Raw genomic sequence first — 23,981 nt, 5'->3', positions numbered from 1 at the left:
TTCTGCTCCCTGTTATCTCGCCAAAAACAAGTATTCGCCCGCCTCAAGATCGTGAACCCGCCCGCTGACCTCGCGCCCATCAAGTGTGATCATGCTCGTTTCCTTCACCGGCAAATACACCGTCGCAGTCGTGTTCGCGGGAATCACCACGCGCCATTCAAAGACGCCCTCATGGAGCGTCCACTGGGACACCAGCTCGCCGTAAAGGGACTTGAACTTCCCGGTCGCGTAGCTCAAGCCGCCGCCCGGCTGCGGGCGCAGGATGCTGTGTTTGTAACCGGGCTGCGCCGGATCAAGCTCGATGCCCGCTACCACGCGGTAGAACCAGTCTCCGATCGAACCGTAAGAGTAGTGGTTGAACGAGTTCATAGCCGGATCCTGGAACCCGTTTTCCTCGGTCCAACCATCCCACCGTTCCCAGACCGTCGTCGCGCCCTGAGTCACCGAATAGAGCCACGAAGGCCAGCTCTTTTGAAACAGGAGCGCATACGCCGTGTCAAGCTGCCCGTTGCTACTCAACGCATGGGCCAGATAGGGCGCGCCCACGAAGCCGGTGGAAAGGTGCATCTCGCGCCGTTCGATGTCGGCCACCAGTTCGGCAGCCGCCGCCGGGCGCAGATCCTCCGGCAGCAGGTCGAACGACAGGGCCAGGACATAGGCGGTTTGCGTCGGCGTGAAAAGCTCGGCGTTAAAAACCTGAGAGGTCACCGGTCCGTAATCGACCGTTTGCAGCCTCCCGCGCGAAATCGCGTCTGCGCGCTCCATCCGCGCCCGGATTTCAGACGGTTGATCGACCGCAACATAAACCCCGTCACCGTGCAAAAAGCGGTTGTTGAACGTGCGCTTCACCTCATCGAAGAGATCGCGGTAACGCTCCGCATCCTCGCGCTTGCCCAGCACCGCGGCAATCTGCGCCATCAGCTGCGCGTCGTAGGCCCAGTACGCGGTGCCGATCAGATCGCGCGGGGTGTTGGCGTTGATCGAGAGCCAGTCCCCGATGCCGGGCCAGCCCTCCAGTTCGGGCGCGCAGCGGATGTACCCGGGGCTGGTGTCCAGGATGAACTGCATGAACCTGACCATAGCCGGATAATTCTCTTCGAGGATGCGCCGATCGCCGTAACACAGGTACATCGTCCACGGCACGATCACCACCGCATCCGCCCAGGCGGGGCCGCCGTCCTCGGTGAATTCGAGTTCGACCTGCGGCACGACCGGCGGCACGTTGCCTTTTTCGCCCTGCGCGTAGACGACTTCTTCCATCCACCGTGCCAGAAAATTCGACACTTCCATATTGAAGGCGGCGGTCCGTGCAAAAACCTGGGTATCTCCCACCCAGCCGAGCCGCTCGTCGCGCTGCGGGCAGTCGGTGGGAACATCCAAAAAGTTCCCCTTTTGGCTCCACACGATATTGCTCTGCAACTGGTTAAGCAGCGGATCCGAACACTCGAAATACCCCGTCGGCTTCAAGTCGGAATGCAGCACCACCCCGCTGATCGTGTCGCGGCTCACCGGGCCGGGATAGCCCGTCACCTCGACATACCGGAAACCGTGAAAGGTGAATTTCGGCTCCCATACCTCTTCGCCCTCGCCTTTGAACGTGTAATAATCCGTCACCCGCGCCGTACGCAGGTTGTCGGTGTAAAGCGTCCCATCGGGGTTGAGGACCTCGGCAAAACGCAGAGTGACGGTCGTGCCCGCCGGAGCGTGACCCTTGAAGCGCACGCGCCCCACCATGTTTTGGCCGAGATCGAAAACGTAACAGGTCGTGGTGACGTTGCTCCAATCCACCGGATCGCTGACCGGCGCCAGTTCGCTGATGCGCCGCACAGGCGGAGCCTTCGTCGCCACCAGCGCAATGCCCGGATCCTCGAAGCGTTTGACGTCCAGCCACTCGCAGTCGTCGAAGTGTGGCGCATCCCAGCCGGGCAGTTCCAGGCGCGCGTCGTACGCCTCGCCCATGATGATGTCATTTTCCAGCAGCGGCCCAAACTGGTGTTTCCAGGCCCCATCCGTGACGATGGTGATCGCCCGGCCATCGGCCATGACAATCTCTAGTTGGGCGAGCAGGTGGGGTTGGTCGAAATAGAGCTGCCGGTGATGGAAGGCAATGTGCCCCACGGCCCAGCCATCGCCCAGCACCGCTCCGATCACGTTTTCTCCCTCGCTCAACCAGGGTGTGACGTCATAAACCTGATACTCCACCCGGTTATCATAATCGGTCCAGCCGGGGGTAAAGACATCCTCGCTCACGGAATGCCCGTTGATCGAGCACTCGTGCAGGCCCAGCGCGGTCACATACAGGCGCGCCGTTTTGACCGCCCCATCGATCTGGAACGACCGGCGCAGAAAGGGCGCTGGAATGGTGCTGCGCGGACCACCGGTCAGCGCGGCGCCAATCCACTCCCCTTTCCACTCGCTGCGGTCGAGCAAGCCCATCTCGAACCACGCCGGATCGCTGTGGCTGGCGTCGCCGGTTTCATCCCACACGGTCACCTGCCAGTAAACGCGCTGGCGTGACTGCAGACGTGGACCCGCATAAGCAATATGGACGGATTGATCGGTTTCGACCTTGCCACTATCCCACACGTCGGCATCGCCGCCGTTCAGCCGCTGCGGATCGCTGGCGGCCAGAATACGGTAGGCGGTTTGGCGCGCCCCGCGCCGGTCACTTTGCATCTGCCAGCCGAGCCGGGGCACGATGACGTCGATGCCCAGGGGATTAGTGCGGTATTCGCAAACCAGATTGGTGACTACGGTCATTTGATTTACCTTGGTTTTCCAGGGTCTAAGAGTCCGGTTGAGTTTGTTTTCCCTGGCAGCGAGCTAACGCCCGCGCCAATGCATTTTTGCCGCTGGAATCCCCGAAAGTAATAGAAGCAGTCGATCACCGTTTAGCCGGAGACACACGTCGCCATCCCCCCAGCCCACTATACTCACGGGCAAAGCATCCTTAGCAGCGTTCCGTCTAACCTTTGACCGCCCCCGACATCGCCCCGCGAATGAACCACTTGCGGAACATGATGTAAATCAAGACCAGCGGGACGATGGATACGAAAATCCCGGTATACGTCACCTGATAGTTGGTGGTGTAGGTGCCGGTGTAACTCTGGATCAGCGGGAGCAAGGTGGTATTGTTCTTATCCAGATAGATGTATGGCCCCATGAAGTCATTCCACAGGCTGGGCAAAATCATGACCGTCAAGGTAGCCATGGGGATCTTCAGAAGTGGCAGCACGATATACCGGAAGTATTCAAACGTGGTCGCGCCGTCGATCTCAGCGGCATCTTCCAATTCCTTGGGGATGCTGGAGATGTAACTGGTGTAGACCATGGTGCCCAGCGCGCCGCCCTTGATATGCAGCAGGACGATGACCACAATCTGGCTGATTCTGCGCGTCATCGATCCCGACACTTCGTACCCGGGAATCCACTTCAGCACCTCCTGCACGATCATGTACTGGGGCAGCAGGATCATCATGAGTGGAATAACGGCGCTGAGCAGGTAGAGATTGAATACGACGATTTGATCCTTCCGCCGCAGCCCCGCCAGCCCGAACCCGGTGAAGATGGACAGCAGGTTCAACCCGATCAAGCTGAAGGCTGCGATCACAACCGTCCTGAACAGCGCGGGCCAGAACTGGGCGTCGCTAAACAGGATGATCCAGCCGCTGTAGACCGAATAGGGCGTGAAATAATCCTTGATCTTCTGTTCAGGGATGTCGTACTCAGTGGCAATCCTCGACAGCGTCCAGCGTGCCTGAATATACGCATCCTCTGGAATGCCCAGATCCTTTTTGACCTTGTCCACGTTCAGGTTGTAGAACACGGACAGGTTTCCCCACTGGTAGTCCATACTGGCTTCTTCCAACGGCGGCGGCCAAAGCCACAGATCCGTGGAATGTTTCGTCCCCACGAAGGTCCTGATGAACAGGGTGTAAATGGGGAACAGCGTGATCAGGGTATAGGCAACGAAGAACACTATGATAAGGATTTTTGTGGCGCGTTTCATAGCCGTATCCCATTCCTGTTTAGGAGCGGTACTGAAGACGTCGCTGAAGCAGCTGAAGCAGCAGCCCCATAATGAATAAGGGGATACCGATCTCAAGCGCCAGGGTCAGCCCTACGGCCAATCGTCCCCGCTGGAAACCGTAGGTGAAGAAGATGATCGAGAGGAACGAAGCTTCTTTGTTTCCATACAAACCGCCCAATGCCACCAGTTCGTCAAAGATGTTGAATGAACCGATCAGGCAGAAAATCGTGGCGATAATGAAGGAAGGGATCATCTGGGGGAAATAGACATAAATAAGCCGCTGCGTATACGATGCGCCATCGACGATTGCGGCCTCGATCGTTTCGGGTGGAATCGTCAGCAGCCCCGACAAGAATATCGCCATGTTGAAACCGGCATACCGCCAGCCGGAGAGCAGCGGCAAAATGAACGATATCCCCGAGGCCGACTTGATATCGATGGGTTTGTCGATCACGCCCAGGTGCATCAACAGGAGATTCATGGTTCCCGTCGATTGGGAAAACAGCATCGTCGCAATGAACCCTATCGCCAGTCCGGAAAGCATCATGGGGAGATAAATGATGGTGAAGAAGCCCCCATTGAAGCCCACCTCGTACATCAACAACGCCAGACTCAACCCGAAGATGTAGACCATAGCGTAGTTGAGGGTCGTAAAACGGACCGTTCGCACCAGCGCGGGGAACACTTCGTCTTTGATGCCTGGTTCGGTAACCACCTTCGTGAAGTTGTCCAGGCCCACGTATTCCGGATTCGCATCGACAAAACTCAGCTTGTCGGTGAATACGGTGGGCAGCCCCATGAAGAAGGGGAGAATCGTGAGGGTGAAAAACAGAATCAACTGGGGCAGGATAAAGACCCAATCGATCATGATGCGGCGTGTTGCGCGCCGCCCTCCCAGGCGTTTTTCTATGTTTATCATGGCAATGCTCGCAATAATCTAATCGGGCCAATGCATCTTGCAGCCGGGTTCCCACGCCGTTAGGGTTGTGCTCATCTTCTAACGACGTGGGAACCACTCCAAACGTACCGACACACCTGAAGCCAGCGGGATCACCCGTACCGTTACAAAAGCATTCCGACACGCCTCATGTACGCCCCTGCGGCAAAGTTACGCTTCCGGGAACTTGTAGCTTGCCTCGAAGTTGGCCTGCGCCCAGTCCAGCACGTCCTGGACGCTTTTCTTACCTTCCATCAGCTCGCCAAAGATAGCCGACGCATTGCCGTTATGATCCCAGGTATTGGTCGAGCCGGGGATGATGTACGCCCCCGCCTGCGTTTCGGCCCAGTTCGCGGGATCGACGAACTTCGTGTTTTCGAACACGCCGCCGGGGATGTCGATATCTTTCCGAACGCCTTCCCACTGCGCCGCGCCTTCGAGTTCGAGCGGCTCGTCCAGCGTATAAACCACCGGCGAGCCGATGCCTTCCGCCCGCATCTTGACCACTGCGGGGCTGTGCCACCACGCCCACGCCTTCTTGACCTGCGGCCACTCCGGCAGATCCTGCACGCCGTCGATGAGGGCGTACCAGCGGAAGGTGTCGATCGCAGCGAGGTACTGCACCCACGTATCCTGACCCGCCGCGGGCGGCGTCGCCGGGAGTCCAAGCTGGGTGATGGTGGGATCCGCCGCCAGGGCCTTGTCCCACAGCCACGGACCGTGGAACACCATGACGGACTTCTTGGCGATGTAGCTCGCTTCGAAGTCGGCTTCCCATTCGCGCGTCCACCAGCTTTCGGGCAGGATCCCCTTGTCGTACGAGTCCTTCAGCCACTGGAACACAGGGCGCCACGGGGAATCCTCATCGTTGAACTTCTTCTCGCCCCGCCAGCAGGCGTTCTGATTCTCTTGCTGGCCTTCCGGGAAGGCCAGGGCCCAGGCATTGGTCCACACCAGCGCAACCAGCGGATGCCAGCCCAGATCCAGGAAGTGATCGACGTCCGACCGCGACTTGGCCCACTCGGTGCCCTGTTCGATCAGCGCCTGGAATTCTTCCCAGGTGGTGACGCTGCGAGGATCCAGGCCCGCTTCTTCCATCAGGTCCTGATGCCAGTGCCAGGTGCAGGTCCACGGCGCCATAATTTCCAGCGAGCGCGGCCCCGGCACGCCGTAGATGTCGGTAAAGGCGTTCTTGATGTCGAACGTCCACCGGTCCCACCAGGGGAAGTCTTCGTCGCTCAGTTCGCTCAGGTTGTAGTACAGCGAATAGGCTTCGACGGGCGCATCGGTCGTGGTCGTGGGCGTGGTCGCGATGTGGGGGATGTACCCGCCCGCGATTCTCGCCTGCAGCGCGGCATATTCATTTTCATTGACTGCAAACAGGTTGATCTTGATGCCGGGATTTTCCCGCTCGAAGATGTCCCAGATCTGCCGCTGCAGGTTCAGGTATTCGGGCTGGCGGGCGATCACGTCCAGCGTCACGGTGTCCTGAGCTTTGACGACGCCAACCAGCTTCGTATCAAACGGAATCCCGGTAGAGGCCAACGCGGCACTGCCTGCACCCGCCCCCATCAGCTTCAACATGTCACGCCGTGAAAGTTTCTTCATCCTTGCACCTCTTATTGAATTATTTGCTCAACGCAAGACTGCCGAACGATTCGTGCCAGAGACGTGATAGATGTGTTTTTGATAGCATTTCCTTTCGCTTGATCTCAAGATGGTTTTCCATTTGAGAAATTATGAACGTTCATATTAGTACTTAAAAAAAGAGTGCGAGGTGTCGGTCAGCACAGTGAAATTCACCCCACACTTACACATCGGACAGCACCTGCTTCAATGCGCCGATCCCCAAACGAATGCTGGACAGCACCGGCAGCCCGGTGGCGTCGGCAAGATCGCGTTCCATGCGCGCCATCGATCCTTGCGCCAGTACGAACACGTCCACCTGCGCCTTCAGACGCATGGCCGTATCCAGAATCCGTTGATCGTGCTGCTCGGGGGATCCGTTTACAAGCGCATCGTAAGCGCCGTCCGCGAGTCCATCCACGATGCTGACGCTGCGACCCAACCGGGCGGCCTGTGCCTTCAGCAGCCGCGACGTGGGCTGCAGCGTGGACGGCAGCGTGGCGATCACGCCTATCCGGTCGTACTGTTCGACGGCAGTAATCGCCATCGGTTCATCGATACGCACGATCGGGATATCCACGACCCGGCACCCCAGCGCGACCACTTCCCCCACCGAGGAGCACGTGTTCAGGATCGCGTCCGCGCCCATCTCCTCCGCGGTTTCGAAGTACCGCAGCAGGCGTCGGGTGACCGCCGCCGTGACACTCCCGCTCTGAACCACGTCCGCGATCAGGCTGTCGTCGATGATGTTGATCAAACGGCAGTCGGGCAGAATCTCGGTAAAAACCGACTTCAACGGTCCCGATAATCCCTGCCCCGTATACACTGCAACGACTGTTTTCATGAGATACGCTCCGGGCCATACAATTCTGGAAGCCAGACGCTCATTTCAGATTTACCCCGGTTATCCCAGGCATAATACGGTACGAGCTGGGCCTCGATGTCTCGGATGCCGGGCCGCGAGGCCGGGCGATACAACTGCCCGTTCCACGGCGTGCTGTCGATCACCTGCACGGTGCCCCGCAAGACGCGCATTTCATCCGTAATGCCGTCAAAGGATGCGTCCTGGTCGGGCGTAAAGGTCGTCGTGCGGGAGATCGCCACCTGGGCGAGAGAGACATCGTCCGGCAAGTCCACGGACTCCAGGCAGTAGACGATCGGACCCCGCTGAACCGCGAGGTGGTTGCGTGTTTCTTCCACCAACGGGTGCGACTCGATGAACTGCACCGGCATGTCCAGCGTGAGTTCGACCTTGTCCCCGGCTGACCACACCCGCTCCACCCTGGCATAGTCTCCCGCGGGCAGATCGTTCTCGACGGGCACGCCGTTTACGCTGAGCGTCGCTTTCGCGCACCACCCGGGGATCCGCAGCATCAGCGCGAACGACGTCTCGCCCGGCACATCGATCGTCATCGAAATCTGGCCGTCCCAGGGATAGTCGGTCTGCTGCGTGATGTGAACTTCAGTCGCATCGTTCAGCGCGATCGAGGCGGTGCTGCTCGCGTAGAGGTTCGCCCAGATGCCCTCGTCGGACACGCTGTAAAGGTACGACCCGACCTGAGCGATCGTGCGTACGATATTCGGCGGGCAGCAGAAGCAGCTGATGTACGGCTCGCGCGAGCGTCCCCAGCGCAGCTCGAACGGGACGCCATCGATCTGGCGCAGGGCGTTCGTGTAGAAGTATCGTTTCCCGTCCAGGCTGATCGAAACCAGCGCGCTGTTATAGAGCACGGTCTCCGCGACATCCACGAACCGCGCCGCGCCCGTGATCGAGAACATGCGCCAGTTCCAGAAAAGATTGCCCAGGTTGGCGCACGTCTCGTTATGGGCCGTGACGTTTGGCAGTTGGTACTCGCGGCCATACGCTTGGTGAACGCGCGTAATCGAGTTCTGATCCTCTGCGCCATCCGGCGACGCTCCGTCGTACAGCGCGCCGCACCCGCCCGTGATGTACATCTTGCTCGACGTCACGTTCTTCCACAGCGTTTCCAGCGTGGAAAGCAGGGTGGGATCGCCGGTCTCCATATAAATGTCGGCCACGCCAGCGTAGAGGTAGTTGGCCCGGACCGCATGTCCGACCGCATGATCCTGCTCGCGGAACGGCAGCCGATCCTGGTTGTCGTCACCGCCGCCGGTCACCAGATCCCGAATCTCAACGAGGTTGCGGGCCAGTTCCAGGTAGCGGGGTTCGCCCGTCTGGCGGTACATATCCACGACGCCCATGTAATGCGAGGGGCAAATCGCGTTGCGCGCCAGCTCCACCGTGGCCGTTTTGTAGAAGTTGTAGAGATAGTCAGCCGCCGCGCGCGCCACGTCCATCAGCGTTTCTTTGCCGGTAGCCCGGTAATGCACGCACGCCGTCGTCATGAGGTGACCCATATTGTAGGTCTCGAAATGCAGGCGTTCGCGGAACGCTTTGGCATTCTCCCCCTGGCGCTCTTCGATGATCACCGGCGTGTGGATGTAGCCGTCTTCCCGCTGCGAGCGCCGGATCACGTCGATGATTTCATCCATCAACCGGTCGAGCGCCTCGTCGTGCGTGACGCTGTAGATGTGCGCGGCGGCTTCCAGCCACTTGTAGAAATCACCATCGTGCCACTTGGGACCTTGATGCTCTCCCGCTTCATCGCCAACCGCGACCAGGAAGTTCGTATACGCGTGGCTGATGTCCGGATCGCGGAGCAGCTCCCACATGTGGGGAACCATCACCGTGCGGCAGACCTCGAACCGCTCCGCCCAAAAACCGTGCGTCAGGCGGACAGCCGCAGCCGGAACACCATAAAGTTCACGATAAGGGCTTGCTAAAACGGCACTGTCCAAAATCTTTACTCCTCAAAGCGTCGTTGAGCCATCCCAACCGGACTACCATTACTCCACGCGCGGCGCGGCGGTCGATTCGCGTGGCACGAGTCGCGCCGGAACCTGAACGATCTGCTGGGGCCGCTTGGGGTCAGCGAGCCGCTGCAGCAAAAGCTGCACGGAAATCCGGCCAATATCCGGTCCCCCCACGTCGACGGAGGTCAACGACGGGTACAGGCTCTTGGCAACCGACGTGTTGTCGAACCCTGCGACCGAGACGTCCTCAGGGATTCGCAGCCCGTGCAGCCCGAGACTCCGGTAAATCCCCGTTGCCAATTGATCGTTGACCGAAATAATGGCGGTTGGGCGGGGCTGGTACTGCAGCAGGCGGGTCGTTGCCTCGGCGCTCTCGTCCACGCTGGGTCCGCAGTATTCGAGCATCGAGATCAGATCGTGTTTCTCGATGAAGTGCTGGTACGCAACAAGCCGCTCCTGCGCCAGTTCCTTCCGCGCCACGCCCATCACAAACCCGATACGGCGGTGCCCAAGCTCGTAGAGGTATTCCAGAAGAACCTGGGCCGTATCTTCTCGGAAATATTCGACGCGGTCGGCGCCTTCCCAGGTCCGCCCCAGGGTCACGACGGCCCCGCCGCGCTGAATGAGTGTGCGTAACTCGATGGGAGACTGCTCGGAGTAGGTTTGGGCCAGAATGACGCCATCGTAGCGGCGTTCGATCAGCCCGCGTAAAAATTCGCTTTCGCGTTCCTGGTTGAGGCTGGTATGCGTCAGGACCATACCGTAGTTGTTTTGGTAGGCCTCGTCGTGCGCGCCATCGACGATGTCCCAGAAGTGCGCGTTCTGGACGTCCGGGATCATGATGCCGATCGTATGCACGACGCCGCGTCTTAAGTTCTGCGCCATCACGTTGGGCCGGTATCCCAGTTCCTTCGCAACGCTGAGAACCCGGGCCTTGGTGCGGGGCTGAACAAGATCGCTGTCTTGCAGGGCTAAGGAAACTGTATTGATGGAGACGTTCGCCTTTTGGGCCACGTCATGCATCGTAACTCTTTGCTTTTTAGCCATAACAGTCTACAATCGCATCAAGAATATGAACGTTCATATTGAGTATAGGGTAAAAGAGATAAAAAGTAAACCCGGCATTTTTCTGGACGCTTCAGGAGGAAAATGGCCCAACTATCGAAGACTTTAAGTCACCGACCATAACCAACCCACCACGGCCCGACCCGACGATCTCGACGCACCGTTTGCCGCCGGGACCGACACCAGACCTGAATTAGCGCGCCGGTTTTTATAATCTCCAGGGTGATGAAATGGACTTAACAACCTACAGTCAGCAGCTGCGCCAGCACATTCAGGGCGACTACTCCGGTATGTTTCGTGAAGCCGGAGGCAACATGCCCTACCCGTTTCTTGTCCCCGGCAGCGACCAGTACAGCGACGTCCTCTGGGACTGGGATTCCTGGTTGTCCGACGTCGCGCTGCGGCAGATTCTGCTGGAAAGCGAAAATCCGGACGCCGCGGCCCACGTCCTGAAATACGAGCAGGGCTGCGTGCTCAATTTTCTGAGCTACGGCGGCATGGACGGCTGGGTTCCGATCTTGATCGAGCGCGGTTTGGAAGTAGATCGTCCCGCTCGAATCTTCGAAGAAAACATGCACAAGCCGGTGCTGGCCCAACATGCGGCCTTCATCACGCAGCAGTGCGGTGACGCCGAGTGGCTGCGGGGAAAGATGTATTTCCTCCTCACCTTCCTGAACAATTATGCCAGCCACCACCGCCACGAATCAGGGCTGTTCTACTGGCAAACCGACAGGATGATCGGCGTTGACAACGATCCCTGCACCTTCTACCGCCCGGCCAAAAGCTCAGGCTCCCTTTTCCTGAACTGCCTCATGCTGCGCGAGCTTGAAGCCGCCGCCTACCTATGCGACGAGCTTCAGCTCGATGAAGTGGGCTTGAATTTGCGCCAGGATGCGGAATCCCTCAAAGCTGCCGTTCAAGAGCACTGCTGGGACGAGCGCGACGGATATTTCTACAACGTGGATCTGAATCTGCTGCCCGTCGACCACACGGCATGGCTCCACTCCGGCTATCCGCGCCATTGGAACACGTTGATTCAACGGATCGGGGTGTGGACCGGCTTCATGGCCCTCTGGGCGGGGATCGCAACGCCCGAACAGGCCGAGCGCATCGTCCATGAACACTACCGGAACGAAAAAACCTTTAATGCGCCGTTTGGGGTGCGGTCGCTGTCAAAAATGGAAAAGATGTATTCAATCAGAGCGTCGGGCAACCCGTCATCGTGGTTGGGGCCGGTCTGGGGCATCGTCAACTACATGACCTTCCGTGGGCTGGTCAAGTACGGCTTCACGTCCGACGCGCGTTCCCTGGCCGAAAAAACGATCGCGCTCTTCGGGCGCGACCTTGAGCGTTTTGGCGCGCTCCACGAATATTACCAGCCCGAGAACGGTGAGCCGATCCTGAACCGGGGCTTTCAGAACTGGAATTATCTGGTTCTGAACATGATCGCGTGGCTCGAAGATCGAGACGTGGTTGCCGAGTTTTAGAACCGTCCGGCAACCGCACAGTGACGGAACACTCGCCCCAATCCGGTCACGATTGGGGCATCTGGAGCTGTCTCTTAGTACAATACCATTGCAGCCAACGCTTTCTAACAAGGGAACATAATCATGGAATACAGAATTCTTGGCAGTTCGGGCTTTAGTGTCCCCGTGCTCAGTTTTGGGACCGGGACGTTCGGCGGTGACCACGTCTTCTTCGGCAAATGGGGAAATACCGATGTAGAGCAGGCCAAGCGCCTCATCGGTATCTGCCTGGATGCAGGCGTCAACCTGTTCGACACGGCGGATGTGTATTCGCGCGGCCAATCTGAAGAAATCCTGGGCAAGGCGATCGAGGGGCAGCGGGACAAGCTGCTCATTTCCACCAAAACCACCTTCCCGATGGGCGATAACCCCAATGATATAGGCTCCTCGCGGCACCATATCATTCGCTCGTGTGAAGCCAGCCTGCGCCGCCTCAACACGGACTACATCGATATCTATACCATGCACGGATTCGACGCGCTGACCGCCGTCGAGGAAACGCTGCGCGCGCTGGATACGCTGGTCCAGAGCGGCAAAGTGCGCTACATCGCCTGCTCCAATTTTTCCGGCTGGCACTTGATGAAATCGCTCGCCATTTCCGAAAAGTATGGCTGGGCACGTTATATGGCCCATCAGGCCCATTACTCGCTGCTCCGGCGCGAATACGAGTGGGAACTCATGCCGCTGGCGCTCGATCAAAACGTCAGCACGCTGGTCTGGGGACCGCTGTCGCAGGGGCGGCTCAGTGGCAAGTTCCGCCGCGAGCAGCCCATGCCGGAGGGAACCCGCGTCGCACAAGGGGCCGCCGAAGGTCCCGCTATTCCTGACGATTGGTTTTACGGGGTGATCGATGTCCTGGACGCCATCAGCGCGGAAACCGGCAAATCCGTCGCCCAGGTATCGCTGAACTGGCTGCTCCAGCGTCCCACGGTCGCCAGCGTCATCATCGGCGCGCGCACCGAAAAGCAGCTGCTCGATAATCTGGGTGCCGCCGGGTGGGCCTTGAGCGCAGAACAGGTCGCACGCCTGGATGCGGTGACCGAAACCGACACCATTTATCCCTACTGGCACCAGCGCAATTTCGCCAAACGTAATCCGCTGCCCACCAAGCTGTACAATAAATAGCCCCTGCACGTGTAGCCCCCGCAAAAATCAGCCCTGGTCAAAAGCCAGGGCTATCGTCGTCCTGAAAAATGGGGCGGTGGCCGATTTTCCCTCACGCGACAGCCCGGTAACACGCAGCCTGCGGGAAACCACACCAATTGGTTGCGCATGAACTTCTAGAGGCTGTTATGCACTTTTCGAGGGAGAAAACGGGTTTCTCACGCGTTTATTATCCCAGGATCCGTAGGGGCGGGGCTTGCTCCGCCCGTTTTTTCCGGGGTCCCCGCGCAACAGGGTTGCGTGGGGAAAGGGGCCAATGAATGGGGGGCTACAAGCGCATAACACGCTCTAGAAACATTTGCTGAGAACGGGCCAGAAGATCCCACCTCGTCATCCTGATTTAACCACAGCCCCGCTCTGAGCTTTTGTATAGGTGCAGGTCCTCAGCTTTCTTCCGGTGATTTCTCGTTGGCCCAGCGTTCCCGGCACGCACCGCGCCACCAGCAAGCGATCAGCGTCCCTAAGCCCCTTCATACCACGTTGCTCGCCCCTTGCGTGATCCAAGGAGTACCGAGACGCCGCGCCGAACTTGTGTTGTTCTTCACAAAAATACTTCTACCGGGTGATGACTCAACCTGACGACAGGACTATGCTGAGAGTAGTGGGACGCTCACCATCATCCTCTCAACGCCATTCCACATTAACAGCACTCCACATCCCAAAATGCTTTTTTCGTTCCTGGAGGTTAGATATGGTGGACCAAGGCTTTTTATCTAAAGCCGAGGAGAACGCCAACCTTACCCGGCGCAGCTTCCTGAAGTGGAACGCGGCACTGGGTGGCGTAGCGGCGCTCGCAACCGGCGGTGTGACGGCCAGCCGCATGGCTTCCACAGCCAGCGCGGCGGAGGCAGAAACTATTATTCCTACAAGCTGCGCCCACAACTGCGGCGGGCGCTGTCGCATCCTGGTGCATGTCAAGGACGGCGTGATTACACGCCTGACGACCGACGACCGCCCGGATACGATCGAAGATCCCCAGCTTCGAGCCTGCCAGCGCGGGCGCTCCTACCGCCACCGTGTCTATCACGCAGACCGGCTCAAATACCCGATGAAGCGCGTGGGCAAGCGCGGCGAAGGCAAGTTCGAGCGTATCTCCTGGGATGAAGCCACCACCACCGTCGCGGAAGCGATGCAGCGCATCAAGGATGAGTACGGCCCTGAGGCGTTCATCAACCACTACGCGTCCGGCGCAGATGGCATGCAGGGATCGGGCACGTCACAGCGTCTGCTGAATCTGTTCGGCGGCACGCTGAACGAGTACGGCTCATACAGCGCGGCTTGCTGGGAATTCATGCTGCCGCGCGTGCTGGGTAGTTTCGTCACAGCGAATTCCCGCGACGACTGGAAGAACTCTCGCCTGATGGTCTTGTTCGGCTTCAACCCGATGGAGATGGTTGCTGGCACGAACACGATGTACTTCCTCAAGGAAGCCAAGAAGTCAGGCACGAAGGTGATCGTGATCGACCCGCGCCAGAGCATGACCGCGGTCTGGGCCGATGAGTGGATTCCGATCCGCCCCGGCACGGACCCCGCGCTCATCGCGGCCCTGGCCTATGTCATGATCAGCGAGGACCTGCAAGATCAGGACTTCCTCGACAAGTACACCAGCGGCTTCGATGAAAAACACATGCCCGAAGGCATCCCATCCGGGAACTCGTACAAGAGCTACGTCATGGGCGACAAGGACGACACGCCCAAGACGCCCGAATGGGCCGAAGCGATCACCGGCGTCTCGCGCGAGCGCATCGTGCGGCTGGCGCGCGAGATCGCACTGACCAAGCCCACCGCGATCTACCAGGGCTGGGGCGGCCAACGCCGCGCCTATGGCGAAGAATTCGTGCATGCCGGAATCACCCTCGCGGCGATGATCGGCAGCATCGGCATTCCGGGCGGCTCGTGCGGCACGGGGGCCGCATCCGCACGGTATATCCCGACCGGATCGTTCCCCGGCGTGGCGAATCCCGTCTCGACCTCCATCTCGACCTTCACCTGGACCGACGCCATCGTGCGCGGGACAGAGATGGGCGCGGCGGACGGCGTCATCGGGCTGCCCGACGGCCAGGAGACTCTGCCCTATAACATCAAGTTCATCTACAGCAACGGCGGCAACGCACTGATCAACCAGCACGGTGACATCAATCGCACCAGAGAAATTCTCGCAGACGAGAGTCTGGTCGAGTTCATCGTCGTGCAGGACCAGTTCCTGACGCCCTCCGCCAAGTTCGCGGACATCATACTCCCGGCGACCACATGGATGGAAACCGAGAGCATGACCACCAACTGGATGATGGGCGACACGATTTACTACATGAACAAGGCCATCGAGCCGCTGTTCGAGGCCATGCCGGACTACGAAATCTGCGCGATGATCGCCGACAAGCTCGGCCTGGGTGACCAGTATCGTGACGGCAAAGAGTCGCACGAGGATTGGATTCGAGAGTGGACGGCGGGCGTCAAGGACATGGACCCCACCTTCGACTTCGATACCTTCAAGGCCAACGGCCTCCACGTAATATATTACGATGAGCCGACAATTGGTCTGGCGGACTTCCGCGCTGATCCCGAAGCGAATCCACTGCCGACGGCGTCGGGCAAAGTCGAGATCTTCTGTCAGGCGAAGTGGGACGCCAACAACCCCGAAGAGATTCCAGGGGTGGCGGCCTATGTCCCTGAATGGGAAGGACCCGACGCCGAGCCTGAGCTTTTGGCGAAGTATCCGCTCCAGCTTCAAGGGCACCACTACCACCGGCGCTCCCATTCGACCTATCACAACGTTGACTGGCTGGCGGAATCGATGCCCCAGCGCCTATTCATGAACCCCATCGACGCGGACGCACGTGGGATCAAAGACGGCGACACCGTGCGCATCTTTAACGATCGCGGCGAGGTCAAGATCCCGGTGCGCGTCACCCGGCGCATCATACCGGGCGTGCTCGATCTGCCGCAGGGCGCATGGTACGACCCGGACGACAAGGGCGTGGATCACGCGGGCTGCATCAACGTGCTGACCTCGCACCACCCGACGCCCTTCGCCAAGGGGACGTCTCAGCATACGAATCTCGTTGAAGTAGAGAAGGCTTAAGGAGAACGAAAATGGCAAAACAACTAGCCTTCTATTATGACCAGAGCGTTTGCACCGGCTGCAAGGCCTGCCAGATCGCGTGCAAAGACGATAACGATCTCGAAGTGGGTGTCCTTTGGCGGCGCGTGGTCGAGCTGAACGGCGGCAACTGGATCAAACAGGGCGCGACGTGGGTGCAGAACATCGTCACCTATCACCTGTCCATGTCCTGCAACCACTGCGAAGACGGCATTTGCCTCAAAGTCTGCCCGACCGGCGCGATGCACAAGCGCGACGATGGCATCGTCCTGATCGACCAGGACAAGTGCATCGGCTGCCGTTACTGCCAGTGGGCGTGCCCCTACGACGCCCCGCAGTACGTGGACGACAAGGGCAAGATGAGCAAGTGCGATTTCTGCTACAACTACATTGACGAAGGACTGCCCCCGGCCTGCGTCGCGGCCTGCCCCATGCGCGCGCTTGACTTTGGTGAGCTGAGCGAACTGCAGGCCAAATACGGGACGGTCAACAACATCTACCCCATGCCCGATCCGTCGCTAACCCAGCCTGCCGTCGTGATCACGCCCCATCCTGGGGCCATGGTTGCTGCCGCAGAGGGTATCAGCATTGGCAACGCGGAGGAAATGTAACCATGGAAGTGCGTGATTGGGCACTCGTAACCTTTACGATCTGCGCCCAAATGTCAGTTGGTTCTTTCATCATTTTGGGCGTGATTCACTTCTTCGTTGCGCGGAAATCGGGGCTTCAAGAAGCCGATCGTATGAGCGATCGCGCGCTGCTGGCCATCGGGCCGGTGCTGGTGTTGGGCACGATCGCATCGCTGCTGCACTTGGGCAACCCGATCAATGCGTGGCGCGCCATCGGGAACCTCGATTCGTCGTGGCTCAGCCGCGAGATCCTGTGCAACGTGCTGTTCATCGGCGCGGGCGCAGTGTTCGCGGTGATGCAGTGGCGCAAACTGGGCACAGCTTCGCTTCGCAACGCGATTGCCTGGGTCGCGGCGCTGATTGGTGTGGCGCTGGTGATCAGCATGTCGCAGGTCTACATGATCCGCACGGTCCCCGCCTGGAACACGATCTCGACGGTGCTCTCGTTCTTCACGACGACGTTTCTGCTGGGCGCGATGGCCGTAGGCACTGCCTACGCCGCCAACTACACCTATATGCAGCGTAAGAACGAATCCGGCTGCGAAGCGGAAGGCGTCCAGTGCGAGCTGCTGCGCTATGCGCTGCGCGGTCTCGCCGTCGCTTCGATTGTGCTGGTCGGCGTGACCTTTGTGATTATGCCGCTGTACATGGGCTATCTCGCCAACGAGTCGGTCACCACACGCCAGAGCGCCGATATCATCATCAACGATCACAGCGTGATTCTGGGCATCCGGCTGGCGCTGGTCTTTTTAGGCGCAGTCCTGCTTGGCGGGTTCCTTTATCGCACGGCGAGCAATCCGGGCCGGGAACGCCTGATGATCAATCTGGCCTACGCCGCGTTCGCACTGGTGCTGCTCTCCGAATTGCTCGGGCGCTACCTGTTCTATGCTTCTCAGGTAACGTCCGGCCTCGGCTAACCGGATCGATCCGCCTCCTTTTATGACGACGCGGCCCCTGGTTTATCTCACCAGGGGTCGCATTGTGTCTCCCGATGGGCATACGTTGGCGATGTCAACATCATGGAACGGTACGCCGTCCCGGGCTACTCTATCGCGGCTGGCTAATCGTCTTTGGCGCGCGGTAGGTTGATCTCGTGTTGGGCCGCCCACGCCGCCAGATCCTGCCGGTTGATCGCCGCCGCCATCAGGTCAGGAAACAGATCGGGCGTGCAGGCAAACGAGGCGATGTCCAGTCCGGCAAACTCCGCCGCGATGGAACGATCGTAACTGGGCGCGCCGCGATCGTTCAGCGCCAGCAGCGTGATGAACTGCACGCCCGCTTCCTTCAGTTGGCGGGCATGCTTGAGCATATCTTCCCGGTTTCCGCCTTCGTAAAGGTCGCTGATCAGGATCAAGATCGTTTCCTGCGGGCGCGCTACGAGCTGCTGGCAGTAGCCGAGCGCCTGATTGATGTCCGTGCCGCCGCCGAGCTGCGTGCCAAACAGCAGGTCAACCGGATCGTGAAGCTCGGCGGTCAGATCGACGACCGCCGTGTCGAATACCACGAGATGCGTCTTCAGCGCGGGTATCGACGCCATGACCGCCCCGAAAATGCTGGCATAAACGACCGAGGTCGCCATCGAGCCGCTCTGGTCGATGCACACAATCACGTCGCGCTGCGCCAACTGGCGCTTGCGCCCGTAACCGATCAGCGTTTCGGGGATGATCGTCCGGTACTCGGACTGGTAATGTTTGAGGTTGGCCCGGATAGTCCGGTTCCAGTCGATCTCGTGATGGCGCGGGCGGCGGTTCCGCGCGGCGCGGTTGAGCGCCCCGCTCACGGCCTGGCGCATCGGATTCGTGAGTTTCTGCAGCAGGTCGTCCACGACTTTGCGCACGAGCGCCCGCGCCGTTTCGCGCGTGCCCGAGGGGATGACGCGGTTCAGCGCGATCAGAGTCGCCACCAGATGCACGTCCGGCTCGACCAGTTCCAGAAATTCCGGTTCGGCCAGCAGCCGCTGCAAACCCACGCGCTCGATCGCGTCTTTCTGCATGATCTCCACCACCGAATCAGGGAAATACTCGCGCACATCCCCCAACCAGCGGCTGACGTTCGGCATCGACGCTTCAGTTCCCCCGCGCCGGGTTTTGCCGCTGGCCCCGCCATAGAGTTCCCCAAGCGCCTGATCGCGTTTGCCATCGGCGTGGGACAGCCTGACGCCTATGCCATCGCAGTTCCCGCCCCCCAGGATCAAACGCCAGCGGCGCAGCCGTTCGTCTTCAGAAATCCGGTTCATGGATACTCAAGTCCTAACAACTCAGCGAGGATAGGCAGAATGGCGTCGGCCCGTTCCTGATCGATCGTCACGGCATCAGCCTCCGCCGGGGTCGCAGACGGTCCGCGTTTGACGAGCCTGCCGATCTGTTTGCGCTCCGGCTCGGAAAAGGTCGAGAAGGTCCGCCGCAGCAGCGGCAGCAGCGCCACGAAATCCTCGTCCGCCAGCGAGGCGATCCAGTCGTCGAGTACGCCGAGCAGCGTGGCGTCGTGCAGCAGGATCACGCCGCTCCCGTACAGAAAGCCCGTAATCCAGGCCGCCGCCTGCGCCGGATCTTCGACGGTGCTGACCGCCAGCCGCATCTGGCGCATTGCCTCGGCCATCGTCAGCTCGTCCGCATCGAGCAGGATGCGGCAGCTCCGCCCGCGCATCAGCCCGTGCGCGCCGCGCTGATCGACTAGCTTGTTCAGCACGCCGATCCACGTCTGCCAGTGCGCGGGGTTGTCGAGCAGGCGGATCGCGCTGTTGAACCGGATCGTCAATCCAAAGAGTTCGTCCGCTGCGTCATCATCCAGCGCGGAAGACGCGCCGGGCAGGTTGATGCAGGTGCGCGTCACGATGCCATCCACCACCGCGCCGACCATACCCGCGTCCGTCTTGCGAACGCTGCCATACATCAGCACGTCCGCCAGAGCCGGAAGGCTCGCCATCAGCAGGTTGACCTCACTCGTCAGCGCGGCCTTTTCTTGCAGGCGGCGCACCACGTGCGCGACCGCATCCGGGAGATCGGCCAGCAGCACGTCATGAACGAGACGGGTCAGCGCTGGGAGATCGTGTGCATGGTCCGCCTCATGGCGGGTGTACGCCGCCGCCGCGTCCACAACCGTATTGCCCCACCCGCTTTGTTCGACCAGCGCAATGGTCAGTTCCGGTTGCCACTGCACCTGCCAGACCTCGTGAAACGTTCCGCCCTTGCCAGTCACGTCCTGTTTGACGCCCCACGGCACGCCGAGCAATCGCAGCCGGTTCAACAAGTGGCTGCGGTCCATGTGAAGCGGCTTGCGCAAGTCCAGGTCCAACAGGCTGGCCCCGCTCTCGACGGCCATGCGCAGTCGCTTCTGTTCCTGCTGCAAATCCCGTTGAAGCGGAACCATCGGGTTTTCATCGGGAACGTCCCCCATCGCTTCGCCGACGATCAGGCGATCGTGAATGAGGCGCATCGGCAGATCGCTGCCGAAGCAAAACACCGCCAGCGCCGCTTCGTTCAGCTCGTCCAGTCCCGCCGCCGGACGCCCGCGCAGCGCGGCCAGCGTCTCGGTCAGCCGCACTGCGTCGATCACCTGCGCCGGGGAAGCGTCTAGCTGCTCGCTGCGCAGCAGATGCGCGACTTCCACCAGCCAGCCCGTGACCACGTCGTCTTGCGTTTCCCACAGGTGCTGGTACCAGCCCGGCGACCACACGCCCGCGCCATACCCCGACGCCAGCAAGAGCCGCCCGTGCGTCCAGGGGACCCAGGTCGCGGCGACTTTGGTTTTTTTGAGCTTCGTCAGCAGCGCCTTGTCCTCTTTGGCGGGCGGCAGAGTGGCTAACGCCGGGGCGTGCCATGCGCCGCACACCACCGCGATCCGCTCCGCGCCGCTCCGAGACGCAGCGCGGATGCTTTCGCGCATGTGCGCTTCGCGCAGCAGGGTGAGCGGTGTTTCCGGCTGTTGGGGTGACTCGCGCAGCGTGGTCATGATCTCCAGCACGGCGTCGAACACGTCGCGGCTGTCGTGCCGCTGCTCGACCATCTGCTCCCACCACCGTTCCCCGTCCTGAAACCCGGCAGCTTCCGCCAGCGCGCCGAGCGGATCGTCGCGCAGCGGCGGCGCGTCGGCTGGCTCGCCGGGGCCGTCTTCCGCCCACCTCAGCATGATCTGGTAAGCCTGCGGCAGATCCATGAAGCGCACCGGCACGCCCCGCGCCAACCCGTAGCGCAGCGCCTGCCATTCCGGGGAAAACACCGCGAACGGGAAAAACGCGGCCTGCTTCGGATCGTCTACGGCGTAGACCAGCAGCGCGACCGGCGGGCGCATCCCGGCATAAGCCGCCAGCGGCAGGATGTCATCCGCGTCTGGCGGGCCTTCGATCAGGATCGCATCCGGTTCGAGCCGCTCCAGCGCGTTCAACAGGCTGCGCGCCGATCCTGGCCCGTGATGCCGGATGCCGAAAACGTGCACGTCCGCCATTTAGCCGGAAACCTCCCGGCAGGCGCGGTACAGGTCCTTCCACCCATCCCGCTCCCTGGCGACCGTTTCGAGATATTCCAGCCACACGGTGCGATCCTGCACCGGATCTTTCACGATGGCTCCCACCATCCCGGCGGCGACATCCGCCGCCCCGACGCGGCCATTCCCAAAATGCGCCGCCAGCGCCATGCCGTTGGTCACGACCGAGATCGCCTCCGCCGTGCTCAGCGTGCCGCTAGGCGACTTGACGCGCGTCTGTCCATCGTCCGTCACCCCGCTGCGAAGCTCGCGAAAAACGGTCACGATGCGGCGGATCTCCTCCATCGCGGTCAGCTCGGCGGGCAGTTCCAACGCCTGCCCGATGTGCCTGACGCGCTCCTGCACGATCCGCACTTCCTCGTCGATGTCCTTCGGCAGCGGCAGCGTCACCGTGTTGAAGCGCCGCCGGAGCGCGCTCGACAGCTCGTTTACGCCCCGGTCGCGGGTGTTCGCCGTGGCGATGATGTTGAACCCTTTGCGCGCCTGGGTTTCGGCGTTTAGCTCGGGGATCGGCAGCACCTTTTCCGACAGGATGGTGATCAGCGTATCCTGCACGTCCGAGGGGATGCGGGTCAGTTCCTCGACGCGCGCAATCTTGCCCGCGCGCATCGCCACCATCAGTGGGCTGGGGACCAGCGCGTCCATCGACGGACCCTCGGCCAGCAGCCGCGCGTAATTCCAGCCGTAGCGGATCGCCTCTTCGGGCGTGCCTGCCGTGCCCTGAATGAGCAGCATCGAATCGCCCGAAACAGCCGCCGCCAGGTGCTCGGAGACCCAGGTTTTCGCCGTGCCGGGCACGCCGACCAGCAGCAGCGCGCGATCGGTCGCCAGGGTGGCGATGGCGATCTCGATCAGGCGGCGGTCGCCGAAGTATTTAGGCGAAACTTCGAACTTGTTCTTCAGTTTTCCGCCCAGGATGTACGTTGCAACACCCCAGGGCGAAAGCTGCCAGTTCGGCGGGCGCAGGCGATCGTCCGCCTCTCGCAGCGCCTGCAGTTCTTCGGCAAATTCCTGTTCGGCGTGTTGGCGCAGAATTTCTTCCATGCCTCTGTCCTCTCTTTGGTCAGTCATCCTCATCGATCGCGGCGAGCATCTCCCGGCGGAAATCGAACAGCAGCCCGATCTCGTCCACGATTGCTTCCCAGACCTGTTCAGCGCTCGTCTTGACATCCAGCGCCTGTAAATAGCGTTCTTTCATATCCAGCGACATCACCCGCGCATACTCCAACAGCATGAAGCGCATAGCGGAGTCGGCCCGGATACGTTCTCGCTGAAGATACCGGCTCAGGCTGTCCAGAAATGCCTCGCTGAGTTCGCGGCCCCAGCTTCGATCGAGCGTCTTCAGCATCGTTTCAGCCGGATGCCCCCGGCGAAACCCTTCACGGTGCGTGTTCAGCAGCATGACGGCCAGCCGTTCGCGCTGCGCCGGCGTCAGGTGGCGCGACGCTGCAAACTGCGCGGCCAGTGTGGGATCCGCGTTCAGCAGCAAAAACAGCGCCTCAGACTCGCCCGTGTGCTCCGCCGCGTCAGCCAGCACACTCACCAGCGAAAACCGGGCGTCGCTGTTCTGCGCGGCCTCGATCAGTTCTTCCAGGCCGATCTGCCACTGCGCGCACCAGAACGACGGCGCGGTCCAGCGCAGCGCCGTTTGAGACCACCACAGCGGCGCGGGCAGATCGCCGTCCGGCGGCTCCCGCCCGATGCCGTCCCGCTCCATCGCCGGGTCATACGCCGGGCACGGTAACACGTCCATAACCGGCCTGCGTCGCAGCCCGGAGCGGCTTCGGACCAGGAGCGGCAGCGCCCGCGCCCGCATCCGCTGGTTGAACCGTGACTCCGGCAGCGCGGCTAAGGGGCGAATCGCCGCCGCCCGGATGCGGTCGGCGCGATCGTCCAGTGCGGCCTCTAAAAACGGTTCGTCCTCCATCGACAGGCCGTCTTCGAAGGTTTGGAGAAACGAAACGCGTTCGAAGGCGTTTTGGCTCTGCCAGGACCCGGCCAACAGATCCCGCGCGCGGGCCGGGTCGCACTTTCGTAGCAGCTTGAGCAGCGCCAGACGCGCCTCCGGCGAGCCGCGCTCCCAGGTACGCTCGGCATGGCGCGGCTCAAGCCAGTCCCATTGGCGGGTCGTGGCTTCCGCCGCCAGCCAGTGCCCACGCTGGCCGATCACCGGGCGGAGCAGATCGCGCAGCGGCTCGGATTTATGCCCGGCTTCCAGCGCCAGGGGCAGTGCCTCTTCCGGGATGTGTTTCTTCTGGCGCGCCAGCTCGCGCAGCCATTCGGGCAGCACCTCCCGGTAATGCCCGTCCAGCATCACCATCAGGTGACCCAGCGCCTGCCGCCCGCAGGGCCGGATTTCATCCGGCGCGCACGGCTCCGGCAGCGGACGGGTCGCGTGGGGCGGAACCCACCCCGCCTGCGCGCGCAGTTTCAAGGCCGCTGCCGCGATCAAAAGCTGCGCCTCCAGGTTCGCGCCGTCGATCTGCGCGAGCAGGTCGCCAAACGCCCCATCAAACCGTGGGAGCCTGAAGACACCCTGATCGGTGCCCAACGCGGCGGATGAAATCATGTCCGGTGGCAGCGTCAT

The 23,981-nt window shown here is 60.9% G+C and carries 16 protein-coding genes; 5 read left to right on the top strand and 11 right to left on the bottom strand.

Annotated features, from left to right (window positions below):
• Nucleotides 1–12: 12 nt before the first annotated feature.
• The 7 genes from V7116_RS04560 to V7116_RS04530 form a co-directional block, all read right to left on the bottom strand.
• The gene (locus V7116_RS04560; protein WP_324390702.1) at nt 13–2,760 is read right to left on the bottom strand and encodes a glycoside hydrolase family 78 protein; all 2,748 of its coding nucleotides are present in this window, start codon (nt 2,758–2,760) and stop codon (nt 13–15) included.
• A 205-nt stretch (nt 2,761–2,965) separates the two neighbouring features.
• A complete protein-coding gene (locus V7116_RS04555; protein WP_324390701.1) occupies nt 2,966–4,009 on the bottom strand; it encodes a carbohydrate ABC transporter permease in 1,044 nt (347 codons plus the stop codon).
• A gap of 19 nt (nt 4,010–4,028) precedes the next feature.
• Nucleotides 4,029–4,949, bottom strand: a complete 921-nt coding sequence (locus tag V7116_RS04550; RefSeq protein WP_324390700.1) for a carbohydrate ABC transporter permease — start codon at nt 4,947–4,949, stop codon at nt 4,029–4,031.
• Between the two features lie 189 nt (nt 4,950–5,138).
• Nucleotides 5,139–6,575 (bottom strand): ABC transporter substrate-binding protein, encoded by a 1,437-nt coding sequence (locus V7116_RS04545; protein ID WP_324390699.1) that lies wholly within the window; start codon nt 6,573–6,575, stop codon nt 5,139–5,141.
• A gap of 202 nt (nt 6,576–6,777) precedes the next feature.
• Nucleotides 6,778–7,437 carry an aspartate/glutamate racemase family protein gene (locus V7116_RS04540; protein ID WP_324390698.1) on the bottom strand — a complete coding sequence of 220 codons (660 nt, stop codon included), beginning with the start codon at nt 7,435–7,437 and terminating at the stop codon, nt 6,778–6,780.
• Nucleotides 7,434–9,413, bottom strand: coding sequence for an aceric acid hydrolase (locus tag V7116_RS04535; RefSeq protein ID WP_324390697.1), 1,980 nt, complete (start codon nt 9,411–9,413; stop codon nt 7,434–7,436). Before V7116_RS04535 ends, V7116_RS04540 begins: the two co-directional genes overlap by 4 nt.
• 48 nt (nt 9,414–9,461) lie before the next feature.
• On the bottom strand, nt 9,462–10,451 hold the full coding sequence (locus tag V7116_RS04530) for a LacI family DNA-binding transcriptional regulator (RefSeq protein WP_324390696.1): 990 nt from the start codon (nt 10,449–10,451) through the stop codon (nt 9,462–9,464).
• A 272-nt stretch (nt 10,452–10,723) separates the two neighbouring features.
• Between V7116_RS04530 and V7116_RS04525 the strand changes: the two genes are divergently transcribed.
• The 5 genes from V7116_RS04525 to V7116_RS04505 all read left to right on the top strand — a co-directional run bounded on the left by V7116_RS04525 (nt 10,724) and on the right by V7116_RS04505 (nt 17,829).
• Nucleotides 10,724–11,980: an MGH1-like glycoside hydrolase domain-containing protein gene (locus V7116_RS04525; RefSeq protein WP_324390695.1), complete on the top strand. Its 1,257-nt coding sequence runs from the start codon at nt 10,724–10,726 to the stop codon at nt 11,978–11,980.
• Nucleotides 11,981–12,103: 123 nt separating this feature from the next.
• Entirely contained in the window at nt 12,104–13,144 is a 1,041-nt protein-coding gene (locus V7116_RS04520; RefSeq protein WP_324390694.1) for an aldo/keto reductase, read from the top strand.
• Nucleotides 13,145–13,874: 730 nt separating this feature from the next.
• A complete protein-coding gene (locus V7116_RS04515) occupies nt 13,875–16,265 on the top strand; it encodes a DMSO/selenate family reductase complex A subunit (protein ID WP_324390693.1) in 2,391 nt (796 codons plus the stop codon).
• 11 nt (nt 16,266–16,276) lie between these two features.
• Nucleotides 16,277–16,894 (top strand): DMSO/selenate family reductase complex B subunit, encoded by a 618-nt coding sequence (locus V7116_RS04510; RefSeq protein WP_324390692.1) that lies wholly within the window; start codon nt 16,277–16,279, stop codon nt 16,892–16,894.
• Between the two features lie 2 nt (nt 16,895–16,896).
• The gene (locus V7116_RS04505; protein ID WP_324390691.1) at nt 16,897–17,829 is read left to right on the top strand and encodes a dimethyl sulfoxide reductase anchor subunit family protein; all 933 of its coding nucleotides are present in this window, start codon (nt 16,897–16,899) and stop codon (nt 17,827–17,829) included.
• A 143-nt stretch (nt 17,830–17,972) separates the two neighbouring features.
• Here V7116_RS04505 and V7116_RS04500 read toward each other — a convergent pair whose 3' ends face one another.
• From V7116_RS04500 to V7116_RS04485, 4 genes are read right to left on the bottom strand one after another with little or no spacing between them, the layout of a single operon-like run.
• Nucleotides 17,973–19,148, bottom strand: coding sequence for a VWA domain-containing protein (locus tag V7116_RS04500; protein ID WP_324390690.1), 1,176 nt, complete (start codon nt 19,146–19,148; stop codon nt 17,973–17,975).
• A complete protein-coding gene (locus V7116_RS04495; RefSeq protein ID WP_324390689.1) occupies nt 19,145–21,355 on the bottom strand; it encodes a DUF5682 family protein in 2,211 nt (736 codons plus the stop codon). Before V7116_RS04495 ends, V7116_RS04500 begins: the two co-directional genes overlap by 4 nt.
• The gene (locus V7116_RS04490; RefSeq protein WP_324390688.1) at nt 21,356–22,438 is read right to left on the bottom strand and encodes an ATP-binding protein; all 1,083 of its coding nucleotides are present in this window, start codon (nt 22,436–22,438) and stop codon (nt 21,356–21,358) included.
• A gap of 19 nt (nt 22,439–22,457) precedes the next feature.
• Nucleotides 22,458–23,981 (bottom strand): DUF5691 domain-containing protein, encoded by a 1,524-nt coding sequence (locus V7116_RS04485; protein ID WP_324390687.1) that lies wholly within the window; start codon nt 23,979–23,981, stop codon nt 22,458–22,460.

Source organism: Aggregatilinea sp., from assembly GCF_036822615.1.
Classification (GTDB): domain Bacteria; phylum Chloroflexota; class Anaerolineae; order Aggregatilineales; family Aggregatilineaceae; genus Aggregatilinea.
The sequence above is the reverse complement of the archived record's forward strand: the minus strand, read 5'-3'. Positions and strand labels throughout refer to the sequence as shown.

Excerpts from the sequence above, each read along its gene's own strand:
- V7116_RS04500 (WP_324390690.1), bottom strand. The coding sequence starts at position 19,148 with ATGAACCGGATTTCTGAAGACGAACGGCTGCGCCGCTGGCGTTTGATC.
- V7116_RS04520 (WP_324390694.1), top strand. The coding sequence starts at position 12,104 with ATGGAATACAGAATTCTTGGCAGTTCGGGCTTTAGTGTCCCCGTGCTC.
- V7116_RS04555 (WP_324390701.1), bottom strand. The coding sequence starts at position 4,009 with ATGAAACGCGCCACAAAAATCCTTATCATAGTGTTCTTCGTTGCCTAT.
- V7116_RS04485 (WP_324390687.1), bottom strand. The coding sequence starts at position 23,981 with ATGACGCTGCCACCGGACATGATTTCATCCGCCGCGTTGGGCACCGAT.
- V7116_RS04510 (WP_324390692.1), top strand. The coding sequence starts at position 16,277 with ATGGCAAAACAACTAGCCTTCTATTATGACCAGAGCGTTTGCACCGGC.
- V7116_RS04490 (WP_324390688.1), bottom strand. The coding sequence starts at position 22,438 with ATGGAAGAAATTCTGCGCCAACACGCCGAACAGGAATTTGCCGAAGAA.
- V7116_RS04495 (WP_324390689.1), bottom strand. The coding sequence starts at position 21,355 with ATGGCGGACGTGCACGTTTTCGGCATCCGGCATCACGGGCCAGGATCG.
- V7116_RS04530 (WP_324390696.1), bottom strand. The coding sequence starts at position 10,451 with ATGCATGACGTGGCCCAAAAGGCGAACGTCTCCATCAATACAGTTTCC.
- V7116_RS04540 (WP_324390698.1), bottom strand. The coding sequence starts at position 7,437 with ATGAAAACAGTCGTTGCAGTGTATACGGGGCAGGGATTATCGGGACCG.
- V7116_RS04545 (WP_324390699.1), bottom strand. The coding sequence starts at position 6,575 with ATGAAGAAACTTTCACGGCGTGACATGTTGAAGCTGATGGGGGCGGGT.
- V7116_RS04515 (WP_324390693.1), top strand. The coding sequence starts at position 13,875 with ATGGTGGACCAAGGCTTTTTATCTAAAGCCGAGGAGAACGCCAACCTT.
- V7116_RS04560 (WP_324390702.1), bottom strand. The coding sequence starts at position 2,760 with ATGACCGTAGTCACCAATCTGGTTTGCGAATACCGCACTAATCCCCTG.
- V7116_RS04505 (WP_324390691.1), top strand. The coding sequence starts at position 16,897 with ATGGAAGTGCGTGATTGGGCACTCGTAACCTTTACGATCTGCGCCCAA.
- V7116_RS04525 (WP_324390695.1), top strand. The coding sequence starts at position 10,724 with ATGGACTTAACAACCTACAGTCAGCAGCTGCGCCAGCACATTCAGGGC.
- V7116_RS04550 (WP_324390700.1), bottom strand. The coding sequence starts at position 4,949 with ATGATAAACATAGAAAAACGCCTGGGAGGGCGGCGCGCAACACGCCGC.